20 protein-coding genes are annotated in these 20,895 nt (G+C 26.4%); 8 read left to right on the top strand and 12 right to left on the bottom strand.

The window, feature by feature from the left end:
- Positions 1 to 1,017 precede the first annotated feature (1,017 nt).
- The 10 genes from F811_RS0103705 to F811_RS0103760 all read right to left on the bottom strand — a co-directional run bounded on the left by F811_RS0103705 (position 1,018) and on the right by F811_RS0103760 (position 12,375).
- Positions 1,018 to 3,210, bottom strand: coding sequence for a methyl-accepting chemotaxis protein (locus tag F811_RS0103705; RefSeq protein WP_020003945.1), 2,193 nt, complete (start codon positions 3,208 to 3,210; stop codon positions 1,018 to 1,020).
- A 253-nt stretch (positions 3,211 to 3,463) separates the two neighbouring features.
- Positions 3,464 to 4,624 (bottom strand): iron-containing alcohol dehydrogenase, encoded by a 1,161-nt coding sequence (locus tag F811_RS0103715; RefSeq protein WP_020003947.1) that lies wholly within the window; start codon positions 4,622 to 4,624, stop codon positions 3,464 to 3,466.
- A gap of 165 nt (positions 4,625 to 4,789) precedes the next feature.
- Entirely contained in the window at positions 4,790 to 6,298 is a 1,509-nt protein-coding gene (locus F811_RS0103720) for an AAA family ATPase (protein ID WP_020003948.1), read from the bottom strand.
- Between the two features lie 202 nt (positions 6,299 to 6,500).
- Positions 6,501 to 7,040 carry a hypothetical protein gene (locus F811_RS0103730; RefSeq protein WP_020003950.1) on the bottom strand — a complete coding sequence of 180 codons (540 nt, stop codon included), beginning with the start codon at positions 7,038 to 7,040 and terminating at the stop codon, positions 6,501 to 6,503.
- Positions 7,040 to 7,975: a hypothetical protein gene (locus F811_RS0103735; RefSeq protein ID WP_020003951.1), complete on the bottom strand. Its 936-nt coding sequence runs from the start codon at positions 7,973 to 7,975 to the stop codon at positions 7,040 to 7,042. The genes F811_RS0103730 and F811_RS0103735 overlap by 1 nt, the downstream gene beginning before the upstream one ends.
- Before the next feature lie 16 nt (positions 7,976 to 7,991).
- Positions 7,992 to 8,870 (bottom strand): hypothetical protein, encoded by an 879-nt coding sequence (locus tag F811_RS0103740; protein ID WP_020003952.1) that lies wholly within the window; start codon positions 8,868 to 8,870, stop codon positions 7,992 to 7,994.
- Positions 8,871 to 8,889: 19 nt separating this feature from the next.
- A complete protein-coding gene (locus tag F811_RS0103745) occupies positions 8,890 to 9,282 on the bottom strand; it encodes a hypothetical protein (RefSeq protein ID WP_020003953.1) in 393 nt (130 codons plus the stop codon).
- Between the two features lie 141 nt (positions 9,283 to 9,423).
- On the bottom strand, positions 9,424 to 10,593 hold the full coding sequence (locus tag F811_RS0103750) for an iron-containing alcohol dehydrogenase (RefSeq protein WP_020003954.1): 1,170 nt from the start codon (positions 10,591 to 10,593) through the stop codon (positions 9,424 to 9,426).
- A 361-nt stretch (positions 10,594 to 10,954) separates the two neighbouring features.
- Complete coding sequence (locus F811_RS0103755; protein ID WP_020003955.1) at positions 10,955 to 11,410, bottom strand: PTS sugar transporter subunit IIA; 456 nt, start codon at positions 11,408 to 11,410, stop codon at positions 10,955 to 10,957.
- Between the two features lie 44 nt (positions 11,411 to 11,454).
- Positions 11,455 to 12,375 carry a TonB C-terminal domain-containing protein gene (locus tag F811_RS0103760; RefSeq protein WP_020003956.1) on the bottom strand — a complete coding sequence of 307 codons (921 nt, stop codon included), beginning with the start codon at positions 12,373 to 12,375 and terminating at the stop codon, positions 11,455 to 11,457.
- A gap of 1,003 nt (positions 12,376 to 13,378) precedes the next feature.
- On the opposite strand from F811_RS0103760, the gene rsmI reads away from it, so the two are divergent.
- Together rsmI and F811_RS0103770 are read left to right on the top strand one after the other, a co-directional pair.
- Positions 13,379 to 14,089, top strand: a complete 711-nt coding sequence (rsmI, locus tag F811_RS0103765; RefSeq protein ID WP_026364333.1) for a 16S rRNA (cytidine(1402)-2'-O)-methyltransferase — start codon at positions 13,379 to 13,381, stop codon at positions 14,087 to 14,089.
- A gap of 10 nt (positions 14,090 to 14,099) precedes the next feature.
- Complete coding sequence (locus F811_RS0103770) at positions 14,100 to 14,393, top strand: flagellar biosynthesis anti-sigma factor FlgM (protein ID WP_013113897.1); 294 nt, start codon at positions 14,100 to 14,102, stop codon at positions 14,391 to 14,393.
- Between the two features lie 115 nt (positions 14,394 to 14,508).
- Here the strand turns inward: F811_RS0103770 and F811_RS17100 are convergent, their stop codons facing one another.
- Together F811_RS17100 and F811_RS0103780 are read right to left on the bottom strand one after the other, a co-directional pair.
- The gene (locus F811_RS17100; protein ID WP_020003958.1) at positions 14,509 to 15,477 is read right to left on the bottom strand and encodes a helix-turn-helix domain-containing protein; all 969 of its coding nucleotides are present in this window, start codon (positions 15,475 to 15,477) and stop codon (positions 14,509 to 14,511) included.
- Positions 15,474 to 16,244: a HAMP domain-containing histidine kinase gene (locus F811_RS0103780; RefSeq protein WP_020003959.1), complete on the bottom strand. Its 771-nt coding sequence runs from the start codon at positions 16,242 to 16,244 to the stop codon at positions 15,474 to 15,476. The genes F811_RS17100 and F811_RS0103780 overlap by 4 nt, the downstream gene beginning before the upstream one ends.
- An 831-nt stretch (positions 16,245 to 17,075) precedes the next feature.
- Between F811_RS0103780 and F811_RS0103785 the strand changes: the two genes are divergently transcribed.
- From F811_RS0103785 to F811_RS0103810, 6 genes are all read left to right on the top strand, one after another.
- Positions 17,076 to 17,630 carry a hypothetical protein gene (locus tag F811_RS0103785; RefSeq protein ID WP_156821986.1) on the top strand — a complete coding sequence of 185 codons (555 nt, stop codon included), beginning with the start codon at positions 17,076 to 17,078 and terminating at the stop codon, positions 17,628 to 17,630.
- A gap of 8 nt (positions 17,631 to 17,638) precedes the next feature.
- The gene (locus tag F811_RS0103790) at positions 17,639 to 18,571 is read left to right on the top strand and encodes an ImmA/IrrE family metallo-endopeptidase (protein ID WP_020003961.1); all 933 of its coding nucleotides are present in this window, start codon (positions 17,639 to 17,641) and stop codon (positions 18,569 to 18,571) included.
- A gap of 5 nt (positions 18,572 to 18,576) precedes the next feature.
- Complete coding sequence (locus F811_RS0103795; protein ID WP_020003962.1) at positions 18,577 to 19,317, top strand: PP2C family serine/threonine-protein phosphatase; 741 nt, start codon at positions 18,577 to 18,579, stop codon at positions 19,315 to 19,317.
- Positions 19,318 to 19,349: 32 nt separating this feature from the next.
- Positions 19,350 to 19,838, top strand: a complete 489-nt coding sequence (locus F811_RS0103800) for a DUF4234 domain-containing protein (RefSeq protein WP_020003963.1) — start codon at positions 19,350 to 19,352, stop codon at positions 19,836 to 19,838.
- 73 nt (positions 19,839 to 19,911) lie between these two features.
- Complete coding sequence (locus F811_RS0103805; protein WP_020003964.1) at positions 19,912 to 20,145, top strand: Imm17 family immunity protein; 234 nt, start codon at positions 19,912 to 19,914, stop codon at positions 20,143 to 20,145.
- A gap of 19 nt (positions 20,146 to 20,164) precedes the next feature.
- The gene (locus F811_RS0103810) at positions 20,165 to 20,851 is read left to right on the top strand and encodes a uracil-DNA glycosylase family protein (RefSeq protein ID WP_020003965.1); all 687 of its coding nucleotides are present in this window, start codon (positions 20,165 to 20,167) and stop codon (positions 20,849 to 20,851) included.
- Positions 20,852 to 20,895: the final 44 nt, after the last annotated feature.

Raw genomic sequence — 20,895 nt, forward strand, 5'->3', positions numbered from 1 at the left:
TACGCTTTGGGCGGGTGCACTTTTTGAAGTGAAAGTTCAAGAGATTTAATCAAAGTTTATATAAAAAATAAAGCCTTAAAATCTAAAAGGGCGGGGATTAAAGTAAAGTTTTAAAATTTACTATCATTCCCACCCTTTAAATTTTTCAATACTATCTGTTATTTATAAATGATTTTTCTTTTTTTAACTTTAACTGTTACTCTGGCTTCCAACCCAAGCAGTTTTTAAATTTATGATATATTCAACGCACGTTCAATCGATTCTTATATAGTGCAAAATTAGAATTATAAAATTGAACTATATATAAAAATACTCTCTGCGTGCGTTTAGAAAAGCCTTAATTTAAATAACGCTTTGGGCGGGTGCAATTTTTGAAGTGAAAGCTAAAAAGATTTAATTAAACTAATATAAAAAATAAAGCTTTTAAATCTAAAAGGGCGGGATTAAATTAAAATTTTGAAAATTATTTTAACTCCCACCCTTTAAATTTAAAGGCATTATTTTCTATTTTAGAAACGCTTTTTATTTCTTTAGCTTTAATTGTTATTTTTGGCTGCCCACCCAAGCGTTATTTAAATTTATGATATATTCAACGCACGTAGAACGAAATTTTATATATAAGATAAATCATGATTTTAAATTAATTAATATTTAAAAAATCCGCTCTGCGTGCGTATATGAAAGTATTAAATTTAAATAACGCTTTGGGCGGGTGCACTTTTTGAAGTGAAAGCTAAAAAGATTTAATAAAACTAATATAAAAAATAGAGCCTTAAAATCTAAAAGGGCGGGGATTAAAGTAAAATTTTAAAATTTACTATCATTCCCACCCTCTAAATTTTTGAATGCAATATGTTATTTATAAATGTTTTTAATTTTATGGCTTTAACTGTTATTCTGGCTGCCAACCCAAGTGAGTTTTAAATTTTGTAATACTCAAAAATGCACGGTTAATAAAAAAGCACCGAGATTTAATACCCGATGCTTTATAATTCTATCCATTATTATTTTAATCAATTAGAAAGAAGCAAAACCATCATCTGTCATCTCATTTGAAGTAGAAGAGTAAGTAACACCAAACTCATCATTTCTAACTGTAGGAGCCTTTGCATTTTCAAGCTCTCTAGCTTTAGCTACAGAAGGCGGTACTTTTAATTCGCTTTTAGAAGTGTCAGTTTTTTGTTTTTTTATCTCTTCTTTTTTAGGAGCTTCTTTTTTAACTTCTGATTTTTTTATCTCCTTTTTAGAATCTATAGTGTACGAATTTTTAACAGGTTTAATGCTGTCATCAAATTTTTCTTTTTTATTTTCTGTACTTACTGCTTTAACAGTTTTTACAGATTTCTCTTTTGCTAAATCAGCAGCACTTAACTTAAAAAAGCTAACAGTATCTTTAAGAGCATGTGCCTGCTCAAGAAGAGATTCTGAAGTGTAAGTACTTTCCTGCACCAAAGAAGCATTATGCTGAGTAACAGTATCCATTTCAGCAACAGCCTTATTAACCTGATCCACACCAACCTGCTGCTCCATAGCAGTTGCACTAATATCCTGCATTATCTTAGCAGTATTATCTATCTTCTCTTGAATATCCATAAATATATCCTGCGACTGACGTGCTGTCTCTGTAGCTTTGTTAATCTTTTCATTGGTATTATCAACTAAAGCTGTAATATCTTTAACAGATGACTGAGTAGTTTGAGCTAAGTTTCTTACCTCGCTTGCTACTACAGCAAAACCTTTACCCTGATCTCCTGCACGTGCTGCTTCTACTGCCGCATTTAATGCAAGTATATTTGTCTGAAATGCTATATCTTCTATTATTTTAGTAATGTTTCTTATTTTTTCGCTTGCTTCATAAACTTCCTCTATATTAAGAGTAGTTTCTGCAATAATTTTCCCAGCACTCTCTACCGCCTCTTTAGAAGTAAGCATCATATCATTACCAGCAACAGCATGATCTGTAGAAGATTTTATAGTAGAAGCCATCTCTTCCATAGATGAAGCTGTTTCCTCCAAACTTGCCGCTTGGGACTCTGTTCTTCTTGAAAGATCCGCATTGCCCTGTGCCAATTCCTGAGCTGCTTTTACTATATTGTTTGAAGCTGTATTAACTTCAGTGATTGTTTCTGCAAGTTTTTTACGCATACTTAAAAAAGATCTCGATAAAGCACCTATCTCATCTTTTCTAGGTTTTATACGCTGCTTGATATTACTCAAATCACCTCTCTCTATCTCTTCAGCTTCTTCTACAACTATTTCAAGAGGTTTGGTAATAGTAGATATAAATATGCTTACAAATACAGCAACCACTATAATTGATATAATTCCTATTATAATACTAGCAATTATCAATTTGGCATTCTGTGCATATATTTCATAATCCATCATAGCAAGAGCAATAATCCAAGGTCTACTTTTCATTTTGTAATATGCTGCTGTTCTTTGTTCACCTTCTATTTCATAGCTAATTATTCCACTTCCAGCACCGCTAAATGCCTGTTTGTATATAGGATTTATCTGCATAGCTGCTATATTTTCATATTTTGAGTCCATTATATTATAAAGGTCTTGACTTGTTATAAAAAGTCCGCCTGTTTTACCCAAATCTATATTAGAAAAATGAGTTTGATGAAGAACAGCCCAATCTAATAGTACATATATATATCCTGCATTTTGATTATTGCTTCCCTTAACAAGTTTAACAGCAGGCATAGCCCATTTTCCAGTGATATCAGACTTTATTAATTTATCTCCGTATATAATTTCATTATCACCTGATGAAACTTTAGACCAAGTATCTGGAATATAACTGCTCAAATTCCTTCCTATTAATGAAGATGATGCAGAGTCAGCAACTATATCTCCCTTCATATCAGCAACACCAATATTGATTATATATAAATTATTACTCTTAAAATTCTTTATTGTATTTAATAGTAATTCTGCAGGTGTAGCCTCATTACCTTCCAAATATCTCATAATTACAGGAGTTACAGCATATGTATTTATCAAAGAACTTTCTAACCCAAACCAAGTATCCAAAACAGAAGCATATCCTGCTATTGTGCTGTTGAAGCCTCCTAATTTACTAGAGCTAATACCAGAACTAGCTATCCTTATTGAAGATATCAACATCACCATTATTATTACAACTACTATCACACATATAACAAAAGGCATTCTAAATGCTAAACTATTTATTTTCTTCATATATTATAGCCCGTCTCCAAAAATACAAATTTATTTTTAAATAAATGTTATTATATTAATAGTAACAATTAATTAAAATTTTTGATATAGAAATTGTATAATTTAACAATTTTTTTCAATATTTCAATTTATTTTTATAAAATATATGAAAAATATTATAAATATACCTATTAGAGGTATATTTGCAGTAAAAAGTTCCAATATAATAAAAGCTGCAGTAAAAATATACTGCAGCTTTTTAAACTATGTAAAATTATTTATATGATTTTTCTAATATGCTTAATACTTCATCATCAGTAAAATTGTGAGGATCGCATTCAAATAATCCGCCCATAGCAAATCTGGCATTTTTAGCTATAGCAGGTAAATCTTCTTTTTTCATATCATAATCTGAAAGTTTCAAATTATCCACTCCGCATGCTTTTTGTAAGTCAACTAATGCATCAACAAAATCCATTGGTTTGCTTGCATCTTTTTTACCCAAAGCTCTAGCCATATTTACCATTTTTTCATCACGTACTTTAGCATTAGCTATAGATGTATAATATTCTTTACTTATGATGATAAGTCCAGCTCCATGTTCAAGTTTAGGATAATAAGCACTCATAGCATGTTCAATAGAGTGTTCTACTGTACAGCTTGATACACTTTCAACTATTCCAGATAAAGTATTTGCCATTGCAACATCTTCTCTAGCCTGCATATTGTTTCCATCTTTAACAGCAGCAGCCAAACTTTTACCTATAAGTTCTATAGCTTTCAAAGCAAATAAATCGCTCATTTCACTAGCCATTTTATTAAGGTATCCTTCTGTACTGTGGAACAATGCATCAAAACCTTGATATGCTGTAAGTTTTGGAGGAACTGTTTTCATAAGTTCTGGGTCTACTATAGAAAGATACGGATAACTTTTATCATATCCAAAACCTATTTTTTCATTTCCATTTGTGATAACAGTCCAAGGATCAGCTTCTGTTCCAGTACCTGCAGTTGTAGTTATGGCCACTACTGGAAGAGGATCATTAGGTATAGCTTTTCCTTTACCAGTACCGCCGAATATATAATCCCAATAATCGCCGTCATTTGCAGCCATTATAGCTATAGATTTTGAAGAGTCTATACTGCTTCCGCCGCCTATTCCTATAATAAAATCGCAGTTTTCTTTTTTTGCTAAAGAAGCTCCTTCCATAACATGATCTTTGATAGGATTAGGAAGAATTTTATCAAATAAAACATAATTAACATTTGCTTTATCTAATTCTTCTTCCAATCTTTTTAGATATCCATATTTTTTTATAGAAGTTCCGCCTGTTACTATCAACGCTTTTTTACCTGGTAATTTTTGCTGATGGAGTTTGGATAAAGAACCGCTTCCAAATATTACCCTGCTAGGCATATAAAAATTAAAATTCATATTACTACCCCTTAAATTTAATACAAAAATTATTATGTTTACTATTATACAACGCTATAAAATTTAAATCAAATATACAATATGAAATTATTTACATATTTTAAAATAAAAGGCTCAAAATCTTTATTAAAGAATTCAAGCCTCTTAATAAATCATCATTATAAATTATTTTTTAGAAGCATACTTCATATCGTATTTATCCAAATTCTTTTTCATCTCTTCAAGTTTTTCTTTAAATGTTACAGATATGCATTTAAAATCTTTCATAGCATCTTCTAAATCTTTAGTCTCCATTTTTTTGCAATCTTCAATAAAACATTTTTCTATAGCATGCTGAATAATAGATTCAATATCAGCACCTGAGTAACCTTCTGTTTTATCAAGAAGACTAATAATATCTAATTTTGAAATATCCTGATTTCTTTTCTTTAGATGAAGCTCAAAAATCTCTTTTCTTTCTTTGGCATTAGGAAGCTCTATTCTAAATAGTTCGTCAAATCTTCCCTTTCTGAAAAACTCAGCTGGAAGTTTGGTAATATCATTTGAAGTGGCAACCACATAAACAGTAGAATCTTTTTCCTGAAGCCAAGTAAGTATATAACCTAAAAGCCTAGTAGTAATATCGCTTGCCCCGCCTGTTCCGCCAATACCAGCAAAAGCCTTTTCAATCTCATCAATCCATAAAACACATGGAGTAACTGCCTCAGCTATTTTTATTGCCTTTCTTAAATTCTCCTCACTCTCTCCAACATACTTACCCATTAACTTACCAATATCAAGCCTTAAAAGAGGAGTTTTAAAAATATTGGCTATAGACTTTGAAGCTAAAGACTTTCCGCAGCCTGGTAAACCCACAAGTAAAATACCCTTTGGAATATCTACCCCAAACTTCATAGCCTTTCCTAAATTCTCAAAAATCTTAGCCTTAACTCTTATATAATCTTTTAAATCATCAAGCCCCCCTATATTATCAAGTCCGCCTTTGTAATTTACTATTTCAACAATGCCTGATTTTTTTATTGTCTGCTCTTTTTCTCCTAATATCAAATCCTGATCATCTAAAGATATAAAACCCTTTCTTTGAATAGCTAAATTTAATATTTGGGTAATCTCAAATTCACTTAAACCTCTAAGAGAAGCAATAAGTTCATTTTTTATATTTTCTATATCCAAATCATAACTATCAACATAACTATCGAGTAAATTAGAAATATCATCTCGTGTAGGGAAAGGTATATCAAAAATAGTAGTATATTTCTCTATTTCGCTAGGAATATAAAATACTGTAGAAACTATAAAGATTGTAACATGATAATCTTCATCATTCATTCTTTTATATGCCATATCTAAAATCCAAGAAACAATTTCTGTATCGTCCAAATATTCATTTATATTTTTTAAAACTATAAAATGCTCTTTAGTAGAATTATGCTGCATTTTCAAAAAAGATTTTAAATCTGTACCTGCTTTAAAACATCTTATTATTCTTTCATTCTCTTCATCTTTAGTCCATTCATAAGTAATATCATTATTAACCCATTCATAAACTTTATATCCGCTTGAAACATCAAAAATTATTTTATCAATCTTCTCAAAGTCAAAATGATTAATATAAATTATTGGTCTTAAAGCCTCTATATACTCAATTAGTTTTTCTTTTAATTCATTTTTCATTTTTATCTCCTTTTATATTTTATTTAGTCAAGTTCAATATATACTATTTTTGAATTATCACTATATCCTTTAAAATATATCCCTTTTAATGTTGGATATATATTATTTATATCCCTATATCTATATATTTTAGATCTGTCAAAAGATTCTGTTATATAACTTTGTTTATCCAAATATAAAACCTTAGATTTTTTATTAGTAATTAATTTATAATTTGAATTTCCTGAATATATTTGTATCCTTTTTGATGCTCTTTATTATTTTTTATTTCATCTGCACTCATATTTAAAATTAATTCTTCTATAAAATTATAATTACAACTATCTAATTCTTTAATAAATCTATTAATAATTTCTATTTTTATCTCTTCTTTCTCTTTTATATCTTTTAGCTTTCTAGCTTCTTCTTCCTGTATTAGTATTTCATATTCTTTCTTTCTAGCTTCTTCTTCCTGTATTCGTCTCTCTTCTTCTTCTTTGTACTTATTCTTTAATTCTTCTTTTTTGGCTTCATCTTCAAAAAATAAATCTAATAAATCATTTAATTTATTTTCTGAATTTTTATCTATGGATAAAGCTTTATTATAAAGCTCATCTAAATTATAAGTTTTAAGCCACTTTAATAAAATATTGTTATCAAAATTCTCTATGATATCATCCGCATTAAAATTTTCTCGAATATCGTCTAAACTCCTACAGGGCTTATTACCTAAAAGCAAAGCAAATTTTATCTTCTTAATCATCAGTCTAACTCCATATATGTTACTTTTGAATTATCACTACTTGACCTATAGTAAAAACTATCTAATATCAAAAAATTATCATTTAAATTAGAAGATGTATATATGTTATTAGCCATATCTACAATGGAAGCACCACAATCTAAATAAAAAATCAAACATTTTTTATTTGAAATAAGATAATCCTTTCCATAAGTATTCTTTGAATAATCCTTTATCCTTTTATTAGAAAAATATCTATTATTTTTAAATTCAGCACTGTTAATAAAATCTATAACAAATTTATAATCATAATTATTTACTGCTTTTAAAAAATTATTATATTGATTTTCTTCTTCTATTCTTTTTTTTCTTTCTTGTTCTTCTAGTATATTTTTCAATTTATCTTCAATACTTTTTACTTCATTTTCTTTTCTATTTAAATATCCCTCTTTATCCCTTATTTCATTCTCTTTTATTTTTATATACTCTTCTCTTCTTTTTATATCATTTTCTCTATCATTTAATCTATTTTCTTTATCTTTTAATTCTTTTTCTAAATTAGATAAATATTCTTCACGTTTCTTTAACTCTTCATCTTTCTTAATATATTCAATACTTAATTTATCTAATTCAGAGTGTTCTTTTTTAAAATCTTCTATCTTTTTATAGTACTCATAAAAATCTTCTATATCTTTTTTTAATTCTTCAAAATCTTTTTCATCTCCTAAAAATATTTCAGATAACTTAAAAAGTTTTTCCTTATCGCCTATATTCTCATCTATTAACAATAATTTATCATATTCTTCTTTATAGTTATACACTGAGAGCCATTTATTTAAAGTACCGTCTTTATATCGATCTAATACATCACTAATATTAAAATTTTCTCGAATATCTTCTAAACTCCTGCAAGGCTTATCACCTAAAAGCAAAGAGAATTTTATCTTCTTAATCATAAATAAAACCTCAAAATCAACTAAATAATCCTTTAAACCAATTCCATGCTTTTTTAGCACCTTCTTTTACTGTATTAACACCTTTTTTAACAGCATTAACAACAGTCTTAACAACAGGTTTAGCAACTTCAGCAACTATTTCCATTCCCTTCCTAACTACTTTCTCTCCAACATCTCCCAAAAATTTTCCTACATTATTTCCTATATTTCTCCCTACTTCCATACCTGCAGGTCCTAAAACTGCACCTATACTTCCTCCTATAATTTCGCATACTACAGTGCTTGTTTTTTTTACCGCTGAACCTACTATTTCCCCAACACTTGCAGTTGTTCTATCTACAACTTTATCAATAACTTCTTCTGCATCAACCTCTCCTTTAGCAACTTTATATGCTAATTTTGAAGCTGTTAAAGAATTATCTACAATGTGGGTTATTTGTTCTGGTGTAGTGCTTTTCATATTTTCCCCAAAATATCCTTTTTGAGAAGCTATATATGCTGCTGTACTTACAACTTTTTTCATTTCTGTATCTTCTTTAGAGTCAATTTCAGATTTCATAAAATCTTTCATTGACTGTGTTTCTTTATTTTCTGGTACTAATTCCAATTTATTATATCTTACTGAATATCTTAATGTTCCTAATAAAGCATTATTCTTTACAGTTTCTGCAACATCTTGAAACAGTTTTTCTCTTTCATAATCATTAGTTAAATCATATCCATTAGTTTTTAATTCATTTATTTCTTCAGCTGTAATATCAATAATTCTATTTTCTTCTTTTTTATTTATACTAATCTCTTTATTTGTATTAACTTCTTCATTACTCTGAATATTTTCATTTGAATAGTAACTGCCAATCATAGGCTTACTTGGATCATTGTTATCTCTTCTCATAAAATTACCTCCATTTTTATTATTTACTATCTTCAGAATTTTCATATTCTTCAATGTTTTTATCTTGTACTTCTTTCAAAGTATAATCTAATGCAGCCATTATTATAGATTTGTCTTCTTCTTTCAAATCTTTCATACTTTCCTGCAAATCATGTTCTAGCCATTGAGAAGTTGATTTTCCTTTTTTCTTAAAACTAATAAGGCTTTTGAATTTATCTGCAATGCCTTTTAATGTAGTACCAAACTTAGATATTATAGATTTTCTCTCTTCTTCACTTTCTCCCACTTCATACTCTTTTAGTTTTTCTTGCAAATAAGTGTCCAAATTTTGTTTATTTTCTAGTTTCTCATAGCCCTCTAGTATATCAGCCATAATTTTTTGAAACTCTTCAGTGTTTATTTTTTCTGACATAAAAAATTCCTTTGTAATGATTATTATATTTAAGTATATATTAAAAAATGTCAAAACTCAAGTTATTAATGTATTTTAAAATAAAAAACCCCAAGCATTATATAATAATACTTGGGGAAAACTATGATTAGAATATATTAATTAAAAGTTAACATCGTTTCCATAATAAGCTGCTTCTAATACTTTTTTCATATTAGCTTCATCTGTTTCTCTTGGGTTAGAACCAGTACAAGGATCAAGAACAGCATTTTTAGCTATGCTATCGCATTTTTGTTTGAAGTGTTCTTCTGTTACTCCGTTTTCTTTGTAAGTTTGTTTAATGCCTAATTTAGCATTTAACTCTTTTACTTTTTTAACTAATGAAGCTGTAAGTTCTGCGTCAGTATTACCAGAAAGTTTAAGCATTCTAGCTATATCAGCAAATCTGTCAGCACAAACTTTTGAATTGTACTCTATAACATAAGGAAGAAGTATAGCATTGCATCTTCCATGTGTGATGTGGAATTCAGCACCTGTTTTATGAGCCAAGCTGTGAACTATACCAAGCAAAGCATTTGAAAAAGCCATACCAGCTAAACATTGAGCAACATGAAGTTTTGCTCTTCCTTCTTTATCGCCCTTAACTGCTTTTTCTATATTATGAACTATCATATATATTGCTTTCATAGCTAAAGCATCTGTTATATCTGTTCTAAGTCCTGCAACATATGCTTCTATAGAGTGAGTAAGTGCATCCATACCAGTATCAGCAGAAACTGTTTCTGGCATTGTCATAGGTATTGAGTAATCAAGTATAGCAATGTCTGGAGTAATTTCAAAGTCTGCTAATGGGTATTTTATATTTGTAGAATAGTCAGTTATAACTGAGAAAGCTGTAACTTCTGAAGCAGTACCGCTTGTAGAAGGTATAGCTGCAAATATAGCTTTTTTTCTAAGTTTAGGCATAGTGAAAGGAGTTTTAATATCATCAAATTTTTTATCTGGATATTCATAGAAAACCCACATAGCTTTAGCAGCATCAAGAGCAGAACCTCCGCCTAAAGCTACTATTAAATCTGGGTTAAACTCTCTCATAGCTTCAGCACCCTTATAAACTGTTTCTATAGAAGGATCTGGTTCAACACCATCAAAAATTTTCACTTCCAAACCAGCTTCTTTTAATATCTTTTCACATTTATCAAGGAAGCCTCCTCTTTTCATAGAAGAGCCCCCAGTAACAATTATTGCTTTTTTATGACCTTGTAAGTTTTTCAATTCCTCCATAGCATTATCGCCATAGTATAAATCTCTAGGAATAGTAAATCTTGACATTTTTTTAATCTCCTAAAATATCGTTTTATTGTTCTTAATTATAACATTTATAAATATGATGTCAACAATATTATAATCAAATACATACATTTTTTAATAGTTTTAATATATAAATTTATATAAGTATATTATTCTATTTAGATTTATTACACAATTAATATTTATTATATAATAAGAAATATTATTATCATATAAAAATATATTTTAAATGTATAAAACTAGGTATAAAATATTGGCTAAATTATAAATTAAATTTTTGAAATAATATAATACTTAATATAAAAAAAGAGCAGAAACATAAATCTCTACTCTTTATATAATAAATAATCAAATGTTCAATATATATTTTTAAAAGATAAATTTAATGATATGGTTTTAAAATATCTTCTATCATAGCAGATATTTTTTCTTCATCGCCTACTTTAGCATTTCTTATTGTTTTTTGAAGCTCTTCATCTTGAATAATTAAAGCCACTAATGTAAGTAAATCAATAAACTCATCATTAGCATCGATAGGTGCAAATATAGAATAAGCTAAATCAACATTTTCATCAGAGTTATATTCTATAGATTTTTTAAGAGATACAAGCATAATTTTAAAATTTTTAATAGATTCCAGTCTTGCATGCGGCATAGCTGTCATATCTGCTATTATAGTATTTCCATCTTTTTCCCTGTCATATAATCCTTCTTTTATAACTTCAGCATCATAACTAGGTTCAAACTCTAACATCTTTTTGGTCAAAAAATCAAACAATTCATCCTTGGAAGAACATTCATTTTCTAAGAATATACTTTCCTTATCAATAAAACTCATAATAATCTCCTAAATAAACTAATAAAAAACAAATTAAAAATTAATTAATCTCTGCTGAAATTCTGATATATAAATTTAAACGGTATATATATCTTACCATTTTCAGCATATTCATTCCATAAACCCTGAGGCGGAGGTTTTAATTTTTTAGCATACTCTATCGCTTTGGAACATGAATTATCAAGGCTGGTTTGTCCGTTTTCTGATTTCTTTAAAAATTTCTCAAATAATATATTACCCTCTTTGTCTATAGATATTAAAACCTCAACTTCATCTGTTCTTATAAGTCCTAAATAATGAGCCTGATTAGGTATAGTAAGATACCAAGAATCTCTTATAGAACCTACCAAAGCATAAAAATACCAAAAATATTCCTGAGCCTTTGTTCCAAGCTGTATACTGCCAGTTTCGCTTGAAAATACAACAGCTCTGTCGGCACCCTCTTCAAAAGAGGCTGGAATTTTAGTGTCTCCTTTCATACCCGGATTTTTAGGTTTATATGTCTCTATATTATCTCTGCTAGTTTCTCTTCCTAATTCTTTTCTTTGGTTTTGATTTTGCAATGTATTATTATTATTAAAGTTCTGATTAGGTCTTCTCTCTACTATAGGACTGTTAGCTCCATCACCAAGAAATGAAAAAACCGAAGTATCTGAGAAAGTCTTTGATGGTTTAACATCAGTCTGACCTTTAGATCTTAAAGTTTTATCAGAGGCAAAAGGAGTATCCTCTTTGCTTTCTTCCTCTTCAACTTCAGGAGTTTCTACCAAAAACATATAATCATCTTTTTTAGCTTCTTCTTGAGCTTCTTGCTTTGCCTTCTCATATGCAAATACGTCCTGCATTATTGAAGTATTAATAAAGCTAAATATAAACACATGCAGTATGAAGGATACTATAACAGAAAATATTATATCTTTTCTTTTAATTATTTTTTGTTTAAGCTCTTTAATTTTTTCTTTCATAAGTAAATACAATAAAGCTATAATTTAATATAAGTATAATTTTATACTAATTACTATAATTTACAATATTAATTTTATAATAAATTTAAACATATTAAATAGCCAAAGATTAAAAATTGTTTCACGTGAAAAAATCGTACTTTTATAAATTTTAATGAGTAATCGTTTTAGTTTTTATTGATAAGCATATATTATTTTTGAGTACTATATCCTTTCACTTCATACAGTAACTGTGTATGGTTCGACCGTGTATTATACAATGCCATACCTAATGGTACTTTCTTTAGTTGTGGACATATAAGCATCATAAAAAACTGGAGCACAGAATGCTCACTCTGTGTACTTCATAGCTATTATTAAAAAAATATTAAATTAAAAAACCATATATTAACAAATTGATTTTTGAAGTAAGTATAATATTTAAGTTCATCAATTTTTTGTACTTTTTTCCGCCGCAAAAAGTATAAAAAATAATACTAAATAAAACATGTTATTTAATTTATCTACGTATATCTAAGTACTGTATTTACATTCTTCTAATTATAGATTAATAACCATTACATAAAATTACTTAATGCAGTCTTAGATTTACTGCAGCAGTAAAAGAATTTAAATATAGAACAAATATAATTATTAAAATTTATAATATACAAATATTTAGTATATTTAATCAGTTTTTTGTAATTTTACTAACTTATAAAAGACTGTATATTATTGTAAGTATATTAAATACACAATTTGTTTCACGTGAAAACTTATAATTTATTGATATATATTAATATAAAAATATCTATAAACCAATGTTTCACATGAAACATTTTTTAATCACACTAATATTGTATTAATCAAAAATTAATATATAATTAAATTAATAAAATATAGGAGAAGCACTATTAAAAACAATAAATACAATGATGAAGAAATAAATACTAAATCTGATGATGAGTTTGTAGAAGAAATTATCAATAATGAAAATAATAAAAATGAAGTTGAAAACGGCGTTATTTATGTTGTAGCAACACCTATAGGAAATATAGAAGATATTACTATAAGAGCCTTAAAAATATTAAGAAATGTTGACTTTATATTGGCTGAAGATACTAGAGTTGCTATTAGACTGCTTAACTTCTATAAAATAAAAAATAAATTATTCTCTTACCATAGCCATTCTTCTGAATACAGAATTAATGAATATATTGATGCAATATCAGAAGGCAAATCCGCAGCCATAATAAGCGATGCAGGTACCCCATGCATAAGCGACCCCGGTGTGAGCATTATAAAAATAGCTATTGAAAAAAATATTAAAATAGTGCCTGTAGGAGGAATATCCGCTTTTACTTCCCTACTCTCTGTTTCTGGTCTTTCTGGAAATACTCTATTTGTGGGTTTCCTCTCCAATAAATCTGGAAAAAGAAAAAATCAATTAAAAGACTTATATTTAAACCATAAAACTATAATAGTAATATATGAATCTGTTTACAGAGTGAAAGAATGCATTGAAGATATTGTTAACATATTCGGAGAAAAAACGGATATTGTTATCGGAAGAGAGCTAACCAAACAATTTGAGCAAATTATAAGGGCTGAAGCTAAAAATATCCTTGATTTTTTTACAGATGGTAGTATACTAAATAAAGGTGAATTTTGCATTATCATTGATAATAGAAAATCTAAAGTATGCGAAGCTAATGCCGAAAATAATCTTATGTAAGGAGTCAGTTATGACAATTGATAAAATAGGCGGCACATCAAATATACAACAAAAATCTAATATTAAATATAATGAAAAAGTTTCTAAAATGGGTTCAGATAGAATAGAAATCTCTAATGAATCTAGAATAGCTTTGCAAAATGAAAAACTAGTTAATATTATCAAAGAAGCTCCTGATGTAAGAGAAGAAAAAATAGCCGAAGCTAAAAAAAGACTTGAGTTATATATGCAAGATGGTGCCTTAAGAGAAGAAGTTTTGAACTCCCTTGCTAATTCTATTATAGATTCTATGCCTTTAGATTGATTTTATAATAGTTTTGAAAAGATCTAACTCTTCTAAAAATAGTAAGTCAGAAAACTTACTATTTTTTTCAAAGTCCTAGTTATCATAAGTAAATAAAATTTGAATATGTTATATTTCACTTCGTAAATTTGTTTACAAGCTCTACCCTATTCTTTACCCCTGATTTCTCATATATATTAGCCACATGATTATTAACTGTATTTAAAGATATATCTAGTATTAATGATACTTCCTTATTAGTTTTACCATCAAGAAGATAAGATAATATCTCCCTCTCTCTTTTAGTTAAATTTACTGAGTTTTCAACATCTTCAATATTAGAGACTTTATTATTTTCATATGTTATTACATTATTATCATTTGATTTAGTATTTGAACTATTAAAAATATTTTTGCTTTTTACTATACTTATAAAATACCAAGATAAATAACCTAACATAACCAAATTCCACCATATATAGAATAACACTAAAGTTATATCCATAGATCCTATATCAGCAGCTTCTCTTCTATATATTATAAGCTGATATATCAAAACTGGGTATATTATTATAGTTATAATGCCCAATATCTTAACTATAAATTTTATTGTTTTATCCTCTATTTTTTTATAATTAAGAATACCTATTATAAATATTACTATTATAGAAATATAAAATATTATGCTGCTTATAATATATATATCAAATCTTGTAAGTATTCCCAATATGCTTAAAACAAAATGTGTTACTGAAACTATTATATAGATAATATTCTCTTTAAAAGTCCATTTTAAATTTAAAAATCTATATAAAAAAGCAGGTATAAAATAAAGCATTAAAGACATAGCAACAGAAAAGCTGAAAAAGTATAATGTATTAAATATATTTCCAGACATAAAGGAAGGCACAGTTAAAAAACTTAGTAATTTAATAGCCCTTATAAAAAGAAGAAATGCAAATGTAAATAAAAATACTATATAATATTTAAGCCAAGCTACCCTTTCTATTATATAATAAATAATAGAAAATAGTATGGCAGAAAAGCCTATTATAAATCCAAATAAATAGGCAAGTAATAGTCCATAACCCAATATATAATTCATAATTTGTTCTTAGCTGGAAAAACTATATTAATCCTTTCCTTATTTTCTAAAGATTCAATCCATATATTGCCATAATGTTTTTTTATTATATTATAAGCAGTATAAAGATAAAGGTTATTGAAATTCATATTTTCATATGATATTAAAGGTGTTTTGAAAAGTTTTCTCTTTACATCTTCTGGTATTCTATCGCATTCAAATGTTATGGATATATCTATACATTCTTTACTTAATTCTAATTTTTTCTCATCATGTTCGCTTATTCCATTAACACCATTTAGAAGAAGAAAATCTTCATCATCATAATCAATTAAACTGCAGGATATATTCAAAGTACTATTTATTCTTATTATATTATATATAAAGGAAAAAATATTTAAAAGACTACCTTTTATTCTTGCTCTATCCATCATAACGATGCATTCATTTAATATATCATCATTTAATGTAAACTTTACTCTCTTTGATTTAAATAAATCCATAACATTATTTAAAACTTCATTAATAAGATTATTTATATTTTCAAAGTTCATACTAAGTTCAAATGAACTTGAACTAATATTATTAAAATCATTAAGAGCTTCCATAGTTCTGCCTATTAAAAAGGCTTGTCTTACTATCGTATTTCTTGATTCATTACAGTAATTATTAGCACATCTTTCTAAATCTATATATTTTAATATTACACTATTATAGTTCTGAACGTCATAAATTAGATTTGATATTAATTCTTTTAATTTATCATTCATATAAAAACTTTGCTTCATAACTACCACCGATAATAAACATAATATATATTAGTAATTATTATAACATAAAATAATTAAAAATGCTAACAAATTCAAATTTTGAATTCATATATAAAATTCATATTATAAATTTTTAGTTTGAATTTTATATTGAAATTTATACAGTATTTTTTATTTTAATTTATCAACATTATCAACAACTTATCAACATTGATTAAATAATTGAATTCATAATTTTTATTTATTATAAATTCAAATTTTGAATTCCTGATAATTTTAAAATATTATAATAATATTATATATATTAAATTTTTTAAAAATTTATTATTATTATTAAGACGTTTATATGTTGATAACTTTTTGCATATAAGAAGAAAGTTAAAAAATATGCTTTATATGATGTTGATAACTTTGTTTATATTAACTAAAATATAATCAATGAAAAATAACAAATTTACTCGTAAAATTCAAATTTTTAATTGTTTATAAATTTGTTGGTAATGTTAATAGTTTTTTATTGTTTATTAACAATTTATCAACTTTTTTCTTGATGTATCTAAAAAACTATAATTTTATATATATTATTAGGTATTAAGTTTTAGTATATGCGTTTTTCGCGAAGCGTGCCGAAGTCCGCCTGCGACCGAAGGAAGTACCGTTAGGTATGGTGTTGGCAAAAACTTTTTTGCGTTTTTATACTTCAAACTCCCTTACCCTAGTGTTAAACTTATATTATTGATATTTAAGATAATTTAATATATAATTTCAAACATGCAATTAAAAGAATTATTAAAAAATTTTAATTTAAAAATAAATGATATTACTGGTTATTTTTACCAGTATGTTAACTTGCCTAAAAATAATATACTTCCTAGAAATTTAATTATAACATTTATCAATTTTTCGTCATATAAAAATATATTAGGTGTTTTGAATATAGATGATGATATGTATTTATTAATTACAAGCAAAGGTAATAAATATGCTGCTTTAAAAATAATAGATATTAATAATATTTCTAGTTCAATTTTTTATGAGGTTAGAATATATGCTGACAATAAAAAATACATAAGTTCTCATACTCAGGAAAAAATATCTGAACATGGTATTAATGATATAGAAAAAGTAATAAATGGATTATACGGAAATATAAGGGACATAAAATTAGAACTAAGAAAGAATACCAATTATTATCAAAATTATTTGTTAGTTTATATTCCTATAGATTATGCTGAAACAAATATTAATTACAAATATGAAAGTAATAAAGATAAATTTAGAGCAAAATATAAAATACATTTAAATTTACATAAAAAAAATGATAATGACAAAATAATAGACTTTTATGTTCCAACAATTCATTCTATATCGAAAGATGATAAAAAGGATATTATAATTTGTTAGGGGATTTTATGGAAAATGATATAATGTCTGGTTTAGAATATTTTGAAGATAAGATAAATGATTTAGTTTCAAATAATATATATATTTCTCCTCCGTCTTTTAGGGTTGATAAGCCTTTATTTTATAAGAATAATAAGAATTTGGAGAATAAAAAAATAGATGATAAAGATATTTTTAATATTGATAATATAACAGATTCTTATTTATGTGATTTAAAAAATGAAGTTTTTGATATAAAAGAAAATATTGATATTAATAAATTTGAAAATTTTAAGTATAAATATACGGCTATTCCATATAATTTATATAACCTTTCAATAAAAGCTAATAGTATAAATAAAGATTATCCTAATATGCTTAATGATATTACAGAATTTTTATATGATAATGGTATTATTCTTTTGGTTAAACAAAGAGATAATTATTTTAAATATTTAGATGGTTTTGCATGTTTTTTAGGAAAATATCCTATTATAGTTATTTATAAACCTCAAAGAAAAGAAGATTATAGAAGAATGTTTTTTACTATAGCACATGAGATTTATCATTTAATTTATGTTTATACAGAAAATGAAAAAGATGCCGATTTTTTTGCAGGAAAAATGCTTGTAACACAAGAAAATATTTTAAAAATATTAAATAATATGAATGATGATAATTTGAAAAAAAATAATGTGAATGAGATATCAATATTTCTGAAAGATAATAAAAAAATACAGGAAAAAATATTTTATGAACTATATAAATATTTGAATGTGTCTATGAGGGTTATTTTAAAAGCATTATTAGGATATAAGTTTATTTTAGGCTCAGAAGAAGAATATCAATCACTTATAGATAATCTTATAAATAAATTTAAAGAAAATAAAATAATAATGTCTGATATTAATATTATTTCTACAAAAGATTTTTTAACAAATAAAAAAACAATTAAGGATTAATAACTATGAATATTTTTACTTTTACAAAAAAAGGTTCTAATACAAAAATAAATACTGATACTATTCTTTTCAATAGTGAGGCTGTATCAGGTCACCCTATTCTTATTAATGAACAGATAAATTATTCTCATTTTATAAATGATATAAGCGGTACCGCTGTTTCACTTATAGCTGACGGACTTGGAGATACATTTGCTTCAAAATTAGCTATAGATATTTATAATGAAAATTTTTTGGATTTGATTGAGCTTGTTGGAGAGCAGGAAGTATTTAATTGGATAGTTCATAACTTTGTAAAACTAGAGGTTGTAGCTTCTAGAGATTCAGCAGATGACAAAGAAAAATCTATGGCTGGAGCTTCTATTGCTGGTGTTTTATATCATAAGTTTGTAGGAACTTTTGTTTTTAATGCAGGAGATTCTAAGGTTTTCGCTGTAAACAAAAACAGAGCTATTCAAGTAACTAGAGATCATATAAGCGGAAATGCTTTGGAAAATTGTGCCTGTGCAGGAGGCGGACATTATATCACTGTTGAAGGGGCTAGAAGAAATCAGAATTATAATTATTTTATAGCTTCTAATTCTATGATTGAGCTTTTATCAAATAAATATAAAAATTCTGAAGAAGCTATTATTGATATAATGCTTTCTTCAAATACTCAAGAGGCTTTGAGTAAGATAAATAAAATTACTGAAACTTCTAATGATAATATCAGTGCTGTAGGATTATTTAATATTTTTGAATAATTTTTACATAAAATATATTTACGGACTTAATTATGAAAAAAGGTACTGTAAGAACTATTCCTATAGTATTATTATTAAATATCGTTACTTGCGGCTGGTATTATATTTATTGGATATATCAGACTTCATCTGAAATAAAACACTTTACTGAAAGAGAAGATTTGAACCCTGCATTAGAAGTAATATTAGGTATAGTTACAGGGGGACTTTATTTTAAGTATTGGTATTATAAATACGGAAAGATTGTTTATAAAGAAATGCCTTTAAAAGTTGGTATGAATAATACTGAAGATAAAACAATGGTTCTTGTGCTTATTGATATTGCAGTTGCTGTTATTTATTTCTTTAATATTTTCTTTAATGTTCTCATTTTGACATTAAAATTGATTAGCTCTCCTGCAAAAGCAGAAGATTTAATTATGCTTTCTACTCTTTTTCCTACAGGTCTAATTTTTATAGTAAACATTTCTTCTCTTATAATGCAGGATAAACTTAATAATATTTGGAATAAAGTTCAGTAATTTTTATAATATTATTTATTACCCCTAGCCTATTATAATTTAATATTATTAATAATTATTGGTTTTATTAATTATGAAATATGATGAGATTATAAAAAAGTTTCCATATCTGTTTGCAATATTAGTGGGTATTTTATTTATTTTAGCGGCTATATTCAAATGGAGCTTTCTTTTGAACAATAACAGCTCAAATTTCATGATGAATATACATGAGATGTTTGGAGAAATTGGGGTTAGAATAATGACATTTATTTTTGGGCTTGTAATAATAATATGCTCCATAATAATTTGGGTAATAAGAAAATAATTTTTGATGATTTTTAATAATGGATATAGAAAAACATTTATTTGATGATATTAACTTCTTTCCCGATAAAATGAGAGTACTGATACTAGGGACTTTTCCAGTGCCTAATTATTCCAATATAGAAAAGTTTGAAAAATTAAGCAGCAAAGAAAAAGAAAATGCTTGGTATTATGCAAGTAAGAGAAGTGAGTTTTGGAAAATAATATCATATAGTTTTGACACTGATTATAATAATTTAATTTCTTCAAAACAAAATAAGAAAAAACTTTTTGAGAAAAATAGGGTAGGTATAGCCGATGTATTTTTTAAATGCAAAAGAAAAAATAAAGATAGTGCCAGAGATACTGATTTGATAATACTTGAATACAATAATATATTAAGTGAAATAATAACAGATAAATATTTAGAGATTATAATATTTACAAGCAGATTTACAGAGAATCATTTTTTCAAGATACTTGAGAGTAATAAAGCAGATTATAATACAGAAGAGAGTAGGGGAGTTTATGATTATTACAATAATGGAATAAATGATAAAGGTATTACACTTGATATTATAAATGCTTTAAGAGAGCGTTATTTATATATTAATAATTCAAAAAAAATAAAACTTGCAACAATTACATTAAAAATAAGCCCTATAAAGGGTGTGAGTTTATATAATACAAAAAAAGAGCTTTACAGATATTATTTAACTGTCAATTAGATTTTATTTTAACTCCCACCCCCTAAATTTTTTAATACTATCTG

This window comes from Brachyspira innocens ATCC 29796 (assembly GCF_000384655.1).
In the GTDB taxonomy this organism is placed as follows: Bacteria; Spirochaetota; Brachyspiria; order Brachyspirales; family Brachyspiraceae; genus Brachyspira; species Brachyspira innocens.